General features: G+C 72.2%; 15 protein-coding genes and 1 riboswitch. Of the genes, 9 read left to right on the forward strand and 6 right to left on the reverse strand.

Features of this window, described 5'->3' with window-relative positions:
• The 3 genes from SROS_RS12985 to SROS_RS12995 all read right to left on the reverse strand — a co-directional run bounded on the left by SROS_RS12985 (position 1) and on the right by SROS_RS12995 (position 3,310).
• Positions 1-288 carry an Lrp/AsnC family transcriptional regulator gene (locus SROS_RS12985; protein ID WP_012889392.1) on the reverse strand — a complete coding sequence of 96 codons (288 nt, stop codon included), beginning with the start codon at positions 286-288 and terminating at the stop codon, positions 1-3.
• Between the two features lie 42 nt (positions 289-330).
• On the reverse strand, positions 331-2,055 hold the full coding sequence (locus tag SROS_RS12990; protein WP_012889393.1) for a DEDD exonuclease domain-containing protein: 1,725 nt from the start codon (positions 2,053-2,055) through the stop codon (positions 331-333).
• Positions 2,056-2,164: 109 nt separating this feature from the next.
• Positions 2,165-3,310 (reverse strand): phosphotransferase family protein, encoded by a 1,146-nt coding sequence (locus tag SROS_RS12995; RefSeq protein ID WP_245564623.1) that lies wholly within the window; start codon positions 3,308-3,310, stop codon positions 2,165-2,167.
• Between the two features lie 243 nt (positions 3,311-3,553).
• Here SROS_RS12995 and SROS_RS13000 point away from each other — a divergent pair, with 243 nt between their 5' ends.
• From SROS_RS13000 to SROS_RS13010, 3 genes are all read left to right on the forward strand, one after another.
• On the forward strand, positions 3,554-4,786 hold the full coding sequence (locus SROS_RS13000; RefSeq protein WP_245564624.1) for an NYN domain-containing protein: 1,233 nt from the start codon (positions 3,554-3,556) through the stop codon (positions 4,784-4,786).
• Positions 4,787-4,832: 46 nt separating this feature from the next.
• Positions 4,833-5,447, forward strand: coding sequence for a hypothetical protein (locus SROS_RS13005; protein ID WP_012889396.1), 615 nt, complete (start codon positions 4,833-4,835; stop codon positions 5,445-5,447).
• A 100-nt stretch (positions 5,448-5,547) separates the two neighbouring features.
• Entirely contained in the window at positions 5,548-6,525 is a 978-nt protein-coding gene (locus SROS_RS13010) for a C40 family peptidase (protein ID WP_245564625.1), read from the forward strand.
• Between the two features lie 250 nt (positions 6,526-6,775).
• Here the strand turns inward: SROS_RS13010 and SROS_RS13015 are convergent, their stop codons facing one another.
• Together SROS_RS13015 and SROS_RS13020 are read right to left on the reverse strand one after the other, a co-directional pair.
• Positions 6,776-7,345: a LemA family protein gene (locus SROS_RS13015; protein ID WP_012889398.1), complete on the reverse strand. Its 570-nt coding sequence runs from the start codon at positions 7,343-7,345 to the stop codon at positions 6,776-6,778.
• Positions 7,346-7,791: 446 nt separating this feature from the next.
• Complete coding sequence (locus SROS_RS13020) at positions 7,792-8,376, reverse strand: AAA family ATPase (protein ID WP_012889399.1); 585 nt, start codon at positions 8,374-8,376, stop codon at positions 7,792-7,794.
• 437 nt (positions 8,377-8,813) lie between these two features.
• Here SROS_RS13020 and SROS_RS13025 point away from each other — a divergent pair, with 437 nt between their 5' ends.
• Together SROS_RS13025 and SROS_RS13030 are read left to right on the forward strand one after the other, a co-directional pair.
• Positions 8,814-9,473: a TetR/AcrR family transcriptional regulator gene (locus SROS_RS13025; RefSeq protein WP_218919834.1), complete on the forward strand. Its 660-nt coding sequence runs from the start codon at positions 8,814-8,816 to the stop codon at positions 9,471-9,473.
• 281 nt (positions 9,474-9,754) lie between these two features.
• Entirely contained in the window at positions 9,755-10,018 is a 264-nt protein-coding gene (locus SROS_RS13030) for a hypothetical protein (RefSeq protein WP_043651935.1), read from the forward strand.
• A 73-nt stretch (positions 10,019-10,091) separates the two neighbouring features.
• Here the strand turns inward: SROS_RS13030 and SROS_RS49495 are convergent, their stop codons facing one another.
• Positions 10,092-10,316: a hypothetical protein gene (locus SROS_RS49495; protein ID WP_012889401.1), complete on the reverse strand. Its 225-nt coding sequence runs from the start codon at positions 10,314-10,316 to the stop codon at positions 10,092-10,094.
• Positions 10,317-10,475: riboswitch (cyclic di-AMP (ydaO/yuaA leader) on the forward strand.
• Positions 10,476-10,581: 106 nt separating this feature from the next.
• On the opposite strand from SROS_RS49495, the gene SROS_RS13035 reads away from it, so the two are divergent.
• The 4 genes from SROS_RS13035 (at position 10,582) to SROS_RS13050 (ending at position 14,447) form a co-directional block, all read left to right on the forward strand.
• Positions 10,582-11,070 (forward strand): C40 family peptidase, encoded by a 489-nt coding sequence (locus tag SROS_RS13035; protein ID WP_012889402.1) that lies wholly within the window; start codon positions 10,582-10,584, stop codon positions 11,068-11,070.
• A 77-nt stretch (positions 11,071-11,147) separates the two neighbouring features.
• Positions 11,148-11,933 carry a hypothetical protein gene (locus SROS_RS13040; RefSeq protein WP_148269064.1) on the forward strand — a complete coding sequence of 262 codons (786 nt, stop codon included), beginning with the start codon at positions 11,148-11,150 and terminating at the stop codon, positions 11,931-11,933.
• Positions 11,934-12,048: 115 nt separating this feature from the next.
• A complete protein-coding gene (locus SROS_RS13045) occupies positions 12,049-13,326 on the forward strand; it encodes a M48 family metallopeptidase (protein ID WP_012889404.1) in 1,278 nt (425 codons plus the stop codon).
• Positions 13,323-14,447 carry a glycosyltransferase family 4 protein gene (locus tag SROS_RS13050; RefSeq protein ID WP_012889405.1) on the forward strand — a complete coding sequence of 375 codons (1,125 nt, stop codon included), beginning with the start codon at positions 13,323-13,325 and terminating at the stop codon, positions 14,445-14,447. Before SROS_RS13045 ends, SROS_RS13050 begins: the two co-directional genes overlap by 4 nt.
• Positions 14,448-14,532 lie beyond the last annotated feature (85 nt).

The raw sequence follows: 14,532 nt of genomic DNA on the forward strand, positions 1-14,532 counted from the left end.
TCAGTCGGACTCGCCGAGACCGATCGAGAAGGCGGCGTCGAGATCGTGCTTGGAGTAGGTGCGGAAGGCGATGTGCGTCTCGGTGCGCAGCACCCCGTCCACCTTGTTGATCCGTCCGGGGATGACCTCGGCGATCTCCTCGTAGGCGGAGACCCGGACCATGGCCATCAGGTCGTACTCCCCGGTGATGGAGTAGACCTCGCTCACCCCGTCGATCTCGGCGATCGTCTGGGCAACCTCGGGGATCCGGTCCACCTCGGCGTTGATGTGCACGATCGCGGTGACCACGAGCTTCCTCCTCGTTGAGTACGGCTTGCAGCTCCGAAGTTATCAGCGCATCGGGCGCCCCTCACGCCGCCGGTGCGGTTCGGGAGCCGGATGGGCGCGGTCGAGGCGGGCCCTGAGCCGCCCCGCGCCACCGGCGGGCAGGCTCCAGGTGCCCTCCACCTGCACCAACCGCACTCCGGGGGACTCCAGCCAGCGCAGGATGCACTCGGTCTCCTCGGCACTGGCCGCGGGGACGGGGCCCGGTCCCGGCACGACGGTCTCGGCGGTGGCCACCAGCGCGTCCACGAACGGGGTGGGATGCGCGCCCCTGGGCATCACCCCGGCCGAGGCCAGCCTGCCGTACCGGATGACGTGGATCTGCCAGCCGCCGCCCGCCGCGGGGGAGGCGGCGACCATCTGGGGGATCGAGGTCAGCGCGCTCAGCCGCTGCATGCGCGCGGAGGCGCGGACGTAGGAGGCGAGCCTGTCGCGGTCGGCCGCCGCCTCCTCGTAGCGCTGTTCGAGGGCCAGGCGCTCCATGCGCGCCTGGACCGCGGAGAAGACGGGGGTGACGTCCAGCTCCATCGCCCGGCGTGCGGCCGCGGTGTGCAGGCCGTACTCCTCGGCGCTCTGGCGGCCCTCGCACGGCGCCCCGCACCTGCCGAGCCCGGCGAGGGCGCAGGCGGAGCGCCTGGTGCGGGAGGTGATCTTCTCGGTGCACTGCCGGAGCGGGACCGCCTCGTGCAGCGCGGTGCGGGCGTCCTCGGCCGCGCGGGTGCTGGTGAACGGGCCCAGGTAGCCGGCGTCGTCGTCCTTGACCTCACGGACGATCGACAGGCGCGGGAACGGCTCGTCGGTGAGCTTGAGCCAGACCATTTTCTCCGGGAAGCGCGACCTGCGGTTGTAGCGAGGTTTGGCGGAGCCGATCAGCCTGAGCTCCCTGACCTCGGCCTCCAGCGCGGTCGCGCAGGCGATCGGCCGGACCCGCTCGACGATGCCGATCATCTCGCGGATCCGGGGCCGGGTCTCGCCCGCGGTGAAGTAACTGCGCACGCGGTTGCGGAGGTTGGTGCTCTTGCCGACGTAGAGGGGGTCGCCCCGCTCGTCCTCGAACACGTAGACGCCGGGGCCGGTCGGCACCCCGTCGGCCAGGTGCCGCTTGCGACGCTGCTCCGGGGTGGGCGCGCGGACGAAGCCCCTGAGCTCCTCCAGGGTGTGCACCCCGAACGAGCCCGCCCGCTCCAGCAGGGCGTGGAGCACGTCCACGGTGGCCTGGGCGTCGGCGAGCGCGCGGTGGCGGGGCTCGGTCTTGCTGAAGATCCGGGCCAGCGTGGACAGCTTGCAGTTGGGCGCCTCGTCACGGGTCAGCAGCTTGCGCGCCAGGACGACGGTGTCGACCACCGGATGGGCGGGCGGGGGATAGCCGTGAGCGGCGCAGGCCGCCTTGATGAAGCCGAGGTCGAATCCCGCGTTGTGCGCCACGAGGGTGGTGCCCTCGGCGAACTCCAGGAACGAGGGCAGCACCGATTCGATCTTCGGTGCCGCCACGACCATGGTGTCGGTGATGCCGGTCAGAACCGAGATGAACGGCGGGATCGGCGACCCGGGATCGACGAGGGTGCCGAACTCGCCCAGCACCTCACCACCCCGGACCTTGACCGCGCCGATCTCCGTGATCGCGTGCTCGCCCGCCGAAACCCCGGTGGTCTCCAGGTCGAACACGACGAACGTGATCTGGCTGAGCGGCGTGCCCAATTCGTCCAGCGTTCCCTGCACGACGTAATCCACGGTTCAAGACGATAGGAGCCTCGACCGACATTTAACGCGGCGGCCCCGGACGCGCGGCGCCGTGCCGGGCCCGACCCGGCGCCGGCGGGCGGAACCGGGAGGTACGGGGTCAGCCGCCGTGGCTCCCGCCCAGCATCCGCTCGATCGCGGCCCGGTGCATGACCAGGTCGTCGGGGTCGTCGGGCATGGGCTGCTCGCCGAAGTGGATGCGCCGGTGCCAGACGCGGGCCATGATGACGCCGTGCCGGAGCGCGGCGTACATCTCGTAGAACTCCATGTCTCGCGGCCGGTAGCCGGTGATCTCCTGATATGTCCGGCAGACGTCCTCACGCTGCATGAAATCCGGCAGGCCGGGCAGCCCGAAGACCTGGGCGACCTCCTGGAAGAACTGGTGCAGGAAGATCATCCAGGCGATGTCCAGCTCGCGGGGGGCGACGGTGGCCATCTCCCAGTCCAGCACCGCCACCGGGGTGAAGTCCCGGTACATCACGTTTCCGATGCGCGCGTCGCCCCAGCTCAGCACGGCGGGTCCGGGGGCGGCGGGCCAGTGCTCCTCCAGCCAGGCGAACGCCCGCTCCAGCACCGGGATCCGCATCGAGCCGTGCGCCCACTCGTAGTAGGCCCGCTGGGCGTCGACGTGCCTGCGCAGGGCAGACCCTCCGGACCCGCCGGGCTCCACCACCTCGAGCTCCTCGGCGGTGAACGGGGCGTCGTGCAGCCTGGCCAGGATCTCGACGCTCTGCCGTTGCAGCCGGTCCCTGTCGGCCCGGGAGGCGTCGAGCAGCCAGCCCTCGAAGGTGTAGGGCATCACGTCCGGCGGCACGTCACCGGCGAGCCGTTCCATCACGAAGAACGGCGTGCCCAGCGGCCCGGGATCGGGCTCGAACCAGAGGGTGCGAGGGGCGGGCACCCCGGCGCGCTCCCTGACCATCCGCATGACCTCGAACTGCCTGCCGAGGTCGTAGTCCGGGAAGACCGGAACCGCCTCGCTCGACGGGGCCATCCGGGCGACGCACTCGACCTCCCGCCTGCCTTCGGGGGAGTCCCATGAGGCGTCGAAGAGCAGGGTCTCGCTGGACATCCCGTTGCCCGACGGCTGGGACAGCCGCGACACCGCGACGGGGCGGCCCAGGCGGCCGGCGAGCCAGGAGCGCACCCGCTCGCGCAGCTCGCCGAGGTCGCGGGTGGAGGTGCGCATCTGTCCGGCCTGGCCGCCCTGCTCGTCCATCGCGCCCTCCGGGGTGGCGTGCGTCACACGTCGATGGGCACAGTCGTATACCTGCGATCAAGGGCTTGTCCACATAATGTTCACCTGCCCGCCGGGCCGGAGCCGGATTTCCGGTCATGTCCGGGTCAGGGTGCGGTAGCCGTACCCTTGACGTGAAGACCAATCCGAGTAGGGGCCGTGATGAGTTCAGCCGGAGAGGGCCTGTCTCGTCCGTTACCCGAGCAGGTTCGCTTACATGTCGTAGAGCTGGCATCCCAGATCCTGGGGTCGATGCCGGCCTCGGCCGTGCCCCTGCCTCTCAGGGGAATCGCCAGGTTCGACCCTCGTAAACGCGCCAAACTGGGCAGTGCGCCGATCGCCGCCCAGCTGGAGAGCGACAAGAAGTTCCGCGAGCTGGTCGCCGAGACGTTGAGCGCGGGCTGGCCCGAGCTGGTGGCCAGCCTCGCCGAGGGCGTCATGCCGCCGGCCGCCGAGCCCGTCCTGGTCGCCGCCGCCGCCTATCTGACCCGGCCGCCGGGCTGGGCGGGGATGGTGGAGATCGCCCGCGCGGACCTGGAGCAGTCGGCCGCGGCGGCGGAGGGCTCGGCGCAGGAGCAGACCCTCACCCGGCTGCGCGAGCAGCTGGCCGCGCAGAAGAGCTCCGCCAAGGAGGAGTCCGACCGGCTGCGCGAGCAGCTCAAGACGGCCCGTTCGGAGATCTCCGACCTCCGCCGCAAGCTGCACGACGCCCGCGAGCGGGCCAAGGCGGCCGACGCGCGGGCTGCCGAGGTGGAGGAGGCCGCGCAGGAGGTCAAGGCCGCCGCCGCGTCGGCGGGAAGCGCGGGGGAGAGCGAGCTGCGCCGCCTCCGTGAGCGCGTGGCCGATGCCGAGCGGCAGCTGGAGGCCACCCGCCGGGCCGCCCGCGAGGGCCGGAGCGTGGAGGACACCAAGGTCCGCATGCTGCTCGACGCCCTCCAGGACGCCGCCGCCGGGCTGCGCAGGGAGCTCGCCCTGCCCTCCAGCATCAGCCGGCCCGCCGATTCGGTGGCCTCGGTGGCACCCGGCAGGCAGGGGGTCCAGGCGGTGCCCGCCAGGGCGCTCGCCGACGACGACCCGGTCCTTCTCGACCAGCTGCTCGCCCTGCCGCAGATCCACCTGATCGTGGACGGCTACAACGTGACCAAGTCCGGCTACGGCACGCTCACCCTCGCCGACCAGCGCAACCGCCTGCTCACCGGGCTCGGCGCGCTGTACGCGCAGACGCGCACCGAGCTGACCTGCGTCTTCGACGGTGCCGAGCTGAACGGCCCGGTCCCGGTGTCGGCTCCCCGGGGAGTCCGGGTGATGTTCAGCGCTCCCGGCCAGATCGCCGACGACCTGATCCGCCAGCTGGTCCGCGCCGAGCCCGCCGGCCGGGCCGTCGCGGTGGTCTCCTCCGATCGCGAGGTGGCCGAGTCGGTCCGCCGGATGGGCGCGCGGCCGGTTCCATCGGTTCTGCTCCTGCGACGTCTCGGGCGCGGCTGAACCTTTTGGCCTTATGGTGCATCGGATCACACTGGAGGTTGATTCGATGCAGAAGATCATCGCACTGGTCTGCGCCGCACTCGTGGCCGGTACGGCCGCCGCCGCCCCCGGCATCCCCAAGGGCTTCCTGCTGTACGAGAAGGCCGCGGCCACGAAGGACCGCGACCCCGAGACCAACTGGAAGGTCAGCGACTCGCCGAAGGCGCGGTTCGCGGTCGACCCGTGTGGCAGGGGCGCCGTCGGCAAGGCGGGCCGGGTGGCCGCGCGGACGGTGACATTCACCGGTGTGCCGGACTTCATGAAGGTCGAGCAGGTGCTCCTGTACGGCTCCAAGGCGGCCGCGGAGCAGGCCATGGCCCAGGTCCGCGCGGCGCTGTCCGCGTGCGGGGCCAGGAGCGACAGCGGCGCCGGCTACCGCTACGCCTCCACCGCCGTGACCGGCCTCGGAGACGACGCCCTGAAGGTCTCCGGGCAGGCCTACTACGGCAAGAAGGTCGGCATCGGCGGAGACCGGAGCGTGGTGGTCCGCAAGGGGAACGCGGTGCTGGTCTACCTCCGGGCCGGGGAGTACTACAAGCCGGTCAAGCGGGACTGGGCCGACCAGGTGAAGGACGCCACCAGGATGACCGCGAAGATCTGCGGGATCGCCACCTGCGCGTAAAGAGCAAAACAGCCAAAAAGGTGAGCTAACCCTTACTGGTTCTGTACTATTCCGCCCAGGTCTTTGCACTGGGGGAGGCGGCGTCGTGGCCGTGGCGGGTATGCCGGTTGGGTTCGGGCGGATGCCGATGGCCGTGGGGGTGGCGCTCGCGCTGTTCTTGCTACCGGTCGGCGGTGCCTTCGCCGAGCCGAAGCCGACCGTCGCCCAGGCCAAGAAGAAGCTGGAGAAGCTCAACGACCAGGCCGACAAGGTCGTCGAGAAGTACAACCAGGCCGGCGAGAAGCTGAAGAAGGCCCGCAAGAAGTACCGGACGCTGAACGGCGACCTCACGCGCCAGAACGCCACGGTCGCTGGGCTGCGCCAGGAGCTCGTCACGATGGCGGTCAGCAGCTACCAGCTCGGCGGGGTGAGCGGCTGGGAGAGCATGATCAACCAGCCCGACCCCGGAACGCTGCTGAGCGGTCTGGCCGCCGTCGACCAGATGTCCGCCTCCCGCGCCCGGTCCCTGGGCGCCTTCGACGAGGCCAACAAGCTGCTGCGGGTGAGCCGCGACAAGGCCAAGGAGGCCCTGGCCGAGGCCGACAAGACGCGTGACGAGCTGGCCGCGGAGAAGGCCAAGGCCGAGAAGATGGTGAAGGCCCAGACCAAGCTCCTGCGCGAGCTGGGCACCTTCCAGAGCGGCAATCCCAACAGCACCGGGATCCAGTACAACGGCCCGGCCTCGGGCAACGCCCGGGCCGCCCTGGCCTTCGCCTTCGCCCAGGTCGGCAAGCCCTACCAGTACGGCGGCACGGGCCCGGGGGGCTGGGACTGCTCCGGCCTCGTCCAGGCCTCCTGGCGCAGCGGCGGCGTCAGCCTTCCCCGCACGACCTGGGAGCAGTGGAGCTGGGGCGCGAGCCGCAAGGTCTCCATCAGCGAGCTCCAGGCCGGGGACCTCATCTTCAGCGAGGGGCTGGGCCACGTGAGCCTCTACGCGGGCAACGGCAAGATCGTCCATGCTCCGCAGACCGGTGACGTCGTCAAGGTCGTCCCCCTGTCGGCCTACGGCCGCCGCCTGGTCGGGGCCGTCCGCCCCTGACGCCCGAGGTCGTGCCGCCTGCTCCTCGGCGGCGGCTTTCGGCGGCGGCGGTGGTTGCCGTCGTCCTGTGTGCGGTGGCGGTGGGCTTCCTGCTCCCGGGAAGGGCCGTCCCTCACCGTCCTGCCCCCGCCCGAGGGGGCTTGGCCGACGATGCTCTTCTCCGTCCGGCTCCGTCCGGCTCCGTCCGGCTCCGTCCGGCTCCGTCCGGCTCTGTCCGGCGACAAAGGGGATGGTGGGGAGGCCGGGGACCTCATCGCCGGGACCGCGCCCGGACCCGGCCGCAGTCCTCATCCGGTGCCCGGAAGTACTCGCGCCGCGCGAAGCCGGTCACGCCCGCCACGATGTTGGCCGGGACCATCTGGATCACGCTGTTGTAGATGAGAACGGCGTCGTTGTGGTGCTGCCGGGAGGAGGCGATCCGGTTCTCGACGGCGGCCAGTTCCTCCCGCAGTTCGATGAAGTTCTGGTCGGCCTTCAGGCCGGGAAGGGATTCGGCCACCTCGAACAGCTTTCGCAGCGCCCCGGACAGCGTGTTCTCGGCGGTCGCCCGCTCGGCACGGGTCTGGGCGCTGATCGCCTGGGCGCGCGTGGCGAGCACCGCTTCCAGGGCCTGCCGCTCGTGGGCGGCGTGGCCCTTCACGGTCTCCACCAGGTCGGGGACGAGCTCGTGACGGTGCTTGAGCTGCACGTCGATCCGGGCCCAGGCGTCGTCCACCGCGCTGCGCTTGCGGACCAGGCCGTTGTAGGTCGAGACGATGAGCAGGACGAGGAGCAGCACGAGGACCAGGGCGAGAAAGACGAGAACGGCCTGAGTGACCAAGGGAGCCTCCCGGGGAGAGTGGCGGCGTGCGCGGACCCGGTCCGCCGCGCGGTGACCATCTGACCCCGGACCCCTTGCACCTCGCCTGCAGAAGCATTTCGCGCCCGAGGCCGGTTCGTGCCCGAGGTTGGTTCGTGCCCGTCGTCGGTTCGTGCCCGAGGTCGGTTCGCGCCCGTCGTGTCCGGTCATGAAGGCGGCCGCCTCGTGGCCGAGGCCGGCGAAGGCTCCGCCGAGGCCGGTGACGTGCCCAAGGGTGGAGGTGACGTGCCTGGGGAAGGAGGGAGGTGACGTGTCCGGGTGGTGGAGGTGACGTGCCCGGCGTGGTGGAGACGAGCGCGCCGTCCGGGGGCGGCTCGATTTCGCCGTCCGGTTTCCCCCCGCGGGCTCGTCCGCCGGAGCGGATGGCCGTACAGGGGCGTCTGCCGGAGCGGATGGCCCGCGCCGGGTCACCTGTCGAAGTGGATGGCCTGGAGGAGATCCGCGGAGGCTCGGCCCAGGACGGTGACGCTGGAGGCCGGGGGGAGGGTACCGGTGCGGGCGTGGGCGACGAGCACGCGCCAGCGGCGGCAATGGCGCGCGAAGGTGGCGTCGGCCACGACCCTGCCGCGGGCGCGCTGGCCCGCACGGGCGGTCTGGGGATCCACGTCGAGCATGATGAGGTGGAACTCGCCGCCCGAGCGGCGGGCGAGCCAGGCGAAGCCGTACAGCATGTGAGGCCACGTCCCCCGGTTGTGGGCGACGACGGAGCGGCCGTCCGCCACGGCTCGGGCGATGCGCCAGACGTGGGTGGCGTGCACGATCGGGGTGCGGATCCGCTTGGGCGCCGAGGCGAGGCGGCGAGCCCACAGGTTGCGGGACTGCCGTGAGTCGATCACTCGCACCGCGCTGATCGTCACCGGCCGGGTCTCGGTGCCCCGCAGCTGGTACAGCCGGTCCAGGAGGGTGCTCTTGCCCGCGCCGGGCAGTCCGGTGAGTATCACCAGCGACCCGGATGGATAGTGCAGAGTCTCGGCGGAGACCGGGGCGGCCAAGCGGCACCTCGCAGAACAGCGCGTAAGCGGACGGGTCAGGATAATCGCAATCGCGCGATTCCGGAAGCGCAGTGCCCGCCGGCCGCCTCGCCGAGGGTGCAGGCGGTGAGGCCGTGCCCGTGCGGGGGACGCCGTGGGCGGGCGGTGAGGCCGTGCCCGTGCGGGGGACGCCGTGGGCGGCCCCGTCCGTGGGCCAGGCGTGGGCGGTCCCCGGCCACGGTGACGCGGTACGGCTGCACTCCGGGGACGTCGCGGGCGCCTGTGCCCGTGGGCCAGGCGTTCTGTCCCGTGCGGGCGTTCTGTCCGTGAGGGGGGACACGCGGCCGGCCGCCGAACGCGGTGTGGCCGCGCTGGTGGTCGCGGGTGCGGGCAGGCGTCGGCGCTGCCGTGCCTCCCCGTTTTTCGATAGACATCGGTATGGTCAATATAACGATAGCGTGCTGAATGTGGTCAAGGATCAGGAGCCGAAAAGGCGCTACCAGTCCCGCCTCCGTGAGGACGGCACGCGGCGCACGCGCCAGGCGATCGTCGCGGCGGCCGGCGAGCTGTTCGTCGCGAACGGCTACGTGGCCACCTCCCTGGCCGACATCGCCGTCGCCGCCGGTGTCGCGCGCCCGACCGTCTTCGCCGCCTTCGGCTCCAAGCCGGCGCTGCTGCGCGAGGTGCTCGACCAGGCCCTCGCCGGTGACGACGCCCCCGTCCCGGTGGCCGACCGGCCGTGGTTCAAGCCCGTCTGGGACGCGACCACGCAGGCCGCCGTCCTCGACGCCTACGCGCAGGTGTGCGTGCTCATCGGGGGGCGCGCGGCGGCGCTCTTCGAGACCGTCCGCCGGGCCGCGGACGCGGCGCCCGAGGTGACCGAGCTGTGGGACACGCTGCAGGCCAACCGCCGCGCGGGGGCGCGCATGGTGGTCGAGCGCCTGCGGTCGACGGGGCCCTTGCGGCCGGGACTCGACGGGGAGCGGGCCGTCGACGTCATGTGGCTCCTCAACGACCCCGCCCATTACAGCGCCATGGTGCAGCGGTGCGACTGGCCCGCCGACTCCTTCCGCGACTGGCTGGCGGGCGTGATGCGGGACGCGCTGCTCCCTCGCTGAGAACGGCCGGGCGGTCGGCGCCCTCGTCCCCGGCGGCCATCTGTCCGTCGCCGAGTACGACCGGTACGGCCGCGTGGTGCGCGAGCTCACCGCGCACAACCGGGCGCCGGCACTCGGCAAGGACAGCTACCGTCTCGCCGAGCTCACCATCACCCGGTTCGACGCGCCCGAGCGCGCCGAGCTGCTGTCCACCCGCTCGATCTACGACGCCGCCGGGCGGCGCCAGGGTCGTCGGCAGGGAGGGGCCGGCCCGCCTGCAGCCCACCACCATCCACGGCGACGTGGGCACCGAGCTGGAGCCGGAGACCGGGACCGCGACGGTGCTCGACTACGACGAGTACGGCGTGGCGCGGTCGGAGATCCGGCGGTACGGCTGGCTGGGCGGCACGCGGAGCCCCGCGGAGACCCTCGACGGGACCGTCCGGCTGGGCGGCCGCCTGTACGATCCGGCGTTCGGCCGGTACCTCCAGCCCGGCGCGGTGCCCGCGGAGGCGGGCAACGCCTGCGAGTCCTGGTACGGCGACCCGGTGGGACGGAGGAATTGAAGATCGAATGCAGTGTGACGAATGTTACAGAAGTGACGGCCTTCGGATGATGATCATAATAATGTGACGAGGGTCATAAAAAAATAACGGAACCGCCTATCACGCAGGGATTACGGAACCGGGCGGGGTGCTTGTCGATCTCCATTTCCCTGGCATAGCTTTGCTGAAATTTGGTGATCGGAGTACCTTCTGGCGTCGCGGTGGCAAGCCATGTCGCCGCGCCGAATGCCTGCCCGAAGGTCAGGCATTCCGCAGAAAATCCAATTGGCCGCCGCTCCCCTGAGGGGTTGGACCCCATCGCGGCGGCCTGCCGAATCCGTGCAGCCAGGAGGCATGGAACCGGGGACCCAAGGGCCCTCAAGGTATGGCCAGGGGTGAATCGGCATATTTCATGCCGTAGGGCGACTTCCCCGCCCGAATCCGTCAGCTAACCCGGTAGGCATCAGTGGAAGCCCCAAGGAGAAATCCTGTCTACCACCCTGCGTAACCCCCGTCTGTCGCGCCTTGCCCGCCTTTCCCTCGGCGGTGCCGCACTCACCCTGACCGCCTCGTCCGGAGCGGTCGTGCTGGGATCCACGGCGGCACAGGCGACGACGGACATCGTGGTCGCGGTCCAGGCCAAGAGCACGGCGAAGGCCGAGAGTACGGCGAAGGCCAAGACCACCCGGACGAGCAAGGTCGCACGACAGAAGGTGAAGGCACACAAGGCCGTCTCGGCGGCCACGAAGCAGATCGGCGATCCGTACCGGTGGGGAGCCTCCGGCCCCGGCTCGTTCGACTGCTCCGGGCTCGTCCAGTACGCGTGGCGCAAGGCCGGCGTCTCCCTCCCCCGGATCACGCACAGCCAGTACCGCGCCGTCAGGAAGAAGGTCTCGTGGAGCAGCCTGCGCCCCGGTGACCTGATGTTCTTCTACGGCAAGGGCCACGTGGGCATGTATGTCGGCAAGGGCAAGATGGTCCACTCGCCGAGCAGCGGCAAGACGGTCCGGATCGTGAAGCTGAAGGGGTACTACAAGTCCTCCTTCGCCGGAGCGGTCCGTCCCGGCGGCTGACCCCGAGCGAATCGGCCCCGTCCATCCTCCGCGGATGGACGGGGCCGCTCCATGCCGGTCGAGTAACATCAGCTCATATGTCCGTCCGGAGAGGGCGCCGCGCCGTGCTCACCGGGATGCTGGCGCTGATGAGCGCCGGCCTGACCGCCGGGGCGGGGCCGCTCCCGCAGGATACGCGCGGCCTCTGGCCGGGGGCCGCGACCGTGGTCCGCGGGGAGCACTCCGTCGTGATCGGCCACCGCGTCCCGCTCGCCGATCTCCGCGATCTGGCGTCGAGGGCCGACCGTGCCCGCCGTACCGTCGGGCGGATCTGGGGACCGGTCCGGCCGGTGATCCTCTTTCCCGCCACCGACGCGGAGGCGGCGGCGCTCGCGGGTGCCGGGAGCACGGGAGGGCTGGCCGCGATGGCCACCGCCGACAGGGTGATCGTCCTTCCGTCGGGCTACGCGAGGCTCAGCGCGGCCGGCCGGGACGTGGTGATCACGCACGAGCTCACCCACGTGGCCACCGGCGCGACCCGCGGCGGCCGGGTGCCGATGTGGCTGTCGGAGGGGTTCGCCGACTACGTGGGATACCGCGACGCCGGGATCGGGGTCCGCGAGGCCGCCGCCGAGCTGGCAGCGGAGGTGCGCGCGGGCACCCTGCCCGCCCGGCTCCCCGGAGCCGCCGACTTCGCCCCCGGCGCCCCGCGGCTGGCGCAGGCCTACGAGGAGGCGTGGCTCGCCTGCCGCTACATCGCGGAGCGCTTCGGTGAGAAGGCGCTGGTGAGGCTCTACGGTAGCGATGTCGGCAGCGCGCTGGGCCTGTCGCGGGCGGAGCTCACCGCCGCCTGGCGTGACCACCTCCGGAGGGAACTGGGTTGACGCGGACCACGACGGACACGCCTCCGGTCTCCGGAGGGATCATCATGGCGCGGGCCACGGCGGGCACGCCTCCGGTCTCCCCGGGGCCTGCGACGCGCCTGCGGGGAGGGTCCCGATGACGACGACCACGGCGGAGGCGCTCCCGGGCATCCGGGTGGCGGGGTGGGCGCTGGCCGCCCTCGGCGCGGCCACGCTGGCGATCGTGGCGTTCACCACGCCCTGGCGGGCTCTGCCCGCCGCCGCCCCGTCCGTCCCGCCGGATCCGACCCGTGACTTCACCCCCGACCAGATCGCACGCTCCGAGGCCTTCGACGCCGCGGTCAGCGTGCCCGCCTACCTGTCGCTCGGCCTGACCCTGGTGGTGGCCGGGGTCCTGGTGAGCACCCCGCTGGGCGCGCGGCTGCTCGGCCGGTTGAGGGGGCCGTGGTGGCTGCGGGTGCTGCTGGGCATCCTCGTCCTGTCGGTGGCGGTGGAGATCCTCCGCTGGCCGCTGGGCATGTGGTCGGAGACCTACCTGCGCGAGTTCGGCCTGTCCACCCAGAACTGGCCGGCCTGGGCGGCCGACCGGGCCAAGAACATCGGCATCAGGACCGGGCTGACCGCGATCATGGTGCTCGCGGTGGTCGCGCTGGCGCGCCGCTACCGGCGCTGGTGGATCCCCGCCGCCGCCGGCGCGTTCGCGCTGACCGTGGCCGCCTCCTTCGCCTACCCCGTGCTGATCGAGCCGGTCTTCAACGACTTCACGCCGATGCCCGCCGGGCAGCTCCGCGACGACCTGCTCGGCATGGCCGCCCGCGACGGCGTGCCCGTCGAGGACGTCCTCGTCGCCGACGCCTCCCGACGGACCACCGCGCTCAACGCCTACGTCTCCGGCTTCGGCGCGACCCGCAGGATCGTGGTCTACGACACGCTGCTCAGGGCCCCCGCCGACGAGGTCGAGCTGGTGGTCGCGCACGAGCTGGGCCACGCCAAGGCCGGCGACGTGCTGTACGGCACGCTCGTCGGCGCCCTGGGCGCGGCCTGCGGGGCGTGCCTGCTCTACCTGGTGACGTCCTGGCGGCCCGTACGGCGGCGCACCGGGATCGCCTCGGTGGCCGACCCGAAGGCGGTGGGTCTGGTCATGGGGCTGCTGAGCCTGGCCACGGTCCTGTCCGGGCCGGCGCAGAACCTGGTCAGCAGGCACATCGAGGCCCGCGCCGACGCGCACGCGCTGGACCTGACCAGGGATCCGGCCGCGTTCGTGTCCATGCAGAGACGGCTGTCGGTCACCAACATCTCGGACCTGTCGCCGGACGCCTTCGAATACTTCCTCTACGTCTCCCACCCCACGGCGCCGCAGCGCATCTCCATGGCGCGCTCCTGGGCCCTGCTGAACGGCATGCGGGAGCCGTGAACCGCGCGCTGGTCGTCACCAACGACTTCCCGCCCCGGGCGGGCGGCATCCAGTCGTTCGTGCACGGTCTCGCCGCCGGCCGCCCGCCGGACTCGGTGGTCGTCTACGCCCCGCGGTGGCCCGGCTGCGAGGCGTTCGACGCGCGGCAGCCGTACCCGGTCGTGCGGCACCCCACCTCGCTGATGCTGCCCACCCGCGCGGTCGCCCGCCGGGCCGCGGAGCTGGTCGCCGAGTTCAAGTGCGACACCGTGGTGTTCGGGGCGGCGGCCCCGCTCGGGCTGCTCGCGCCCAGGATGCGGGCCGCCGGCGCGGACCGCATCGTCATGATCACCCACGGCCACGAGGCCTCCTGGGCGCAGGTCCCGCTGGCCCGCCGCCTGCTGGCCAGGATCGGCGGCCACGCCGACGTGGTCACCTACCTGGGGGAGTACACCAGGCAGCGGCTGGCCCGGGTGATCCCCGGCGGCAAGCTGGTACGGCTCGCGCCCGGCGTCGACACCGGCCTGTTCCGGCCGGAGGCCGGCGCCGGACAGGTCCGCGCGGCGCTGGGGCTGGGGGACCGGCCGGTCGTGGTCTGCCTGTCCCGGCTGGTGCCGCGCAAGGGGCAGGACGTCCTGCTGCGGGCCTGGCCCCAGGTGCTGCGGGCCGTACCGGACGGCGTGCTGCTGCTCGTCGGCGGCGGGCCGTACCGCAGGACCCTGGAGCGGCTGGCCCGGCCGATGGGCGGCTCGGTCAGGATCGCCGGGCCGGTGCCGTCGGCGGCGCTGCCCGCCTACCTCGCCGCCGGAGACGTGTTCGCCATGCCGTGCCGTACCCGGCTGGGCGGCATCGACGTGGAGGGGCTCGGCATCGTCTACCTGGAGGCCTCCGCCAGCGGGCTGCCCGTGGTGGCGGGCTCGTCGGGCGGGGCCCCCGACGCGGTGCTGCAGGGGGAGACCGGCCTGGTCGTGGACGGGACCTCCCCGGCCGAGGTGGCCGGGGCCCTCATCGACCTGCTCACGGATCCGGCGAGGGCGCGGGCGATGGGCGAGCGCGGGCGCGAGTGGGTCACGCGGGAGTGGGACTGGGAGCTGGTCGCCGCCCGCTTCGCCCGGCTGCTCGAACCGGCGCGGCCCTCCTGAGGCGCGACTGTCCGAGTGGCCGGGTCTGACGCGCGCCGGTCTGTGCGGCCGGGTCTGACGCGCGACTGTCCGAGTGGCCGGGTCT

This window comes from Streptosporangium roseum DSM 43021 (assembly GCF_000024865.1).
Taxonomy (GTDB): Bacteria; Actinomycetota; Actinomycetes; order Streptosporangiales; family Streptosporangiaceae; genus Streptosporangium; species Streptosporangium roseum.

What these genes read in the sequence shown, in the direction of transcription:
- SROS_RS13000 (WP_245564624.1), top strand. Translation starts at nt 3,554, where the DNA reads ATGCCGGCCTCGGCCGTGCCCCTGCCTCTCAGGGGAATCGCCAGGTTC.
- SROS_RS13005 (WP_012889396.1), top strand. Translation starts at nt 4,833, where the DNA reads ATGCAGAAGATCATCGCACTGGTCTGCGCCGCACTCGTGGCCGGTACG.
- SROS_RS13010 (WP_245564625.1), top strand. Translation starts at nt 5,548, where the DNA reads ATGCCGGTTGGGTTCGGGCGGATGCCGATGGCCGTGGGGGTGGCGCTC.
- SROS_RS49495 (WP_012889401.1), bottom strand. Translation starts at nt 10,316, where the DNA reads ATGGGGTCCAACCCCTCAGGGGAGCGGCGGCCAATTGGATTTTCTGCG.
- SROS_RS13040 (WP_148269064.1), top strand. Translation starts at nt 11,148, where the DNA reads ATGTCCGTCCGGAGAGGGCGCCGCGCCGTGCTCACCGGGATGCTGGCG.
- SROS_RS13045 (WP_012889404.1), top strand. Translation starts at nt 12,049, where the DNA reads ATGACGACGACCACGGCGGAGGCGCTCCCGGGCATCCGGGTGGCGGGG.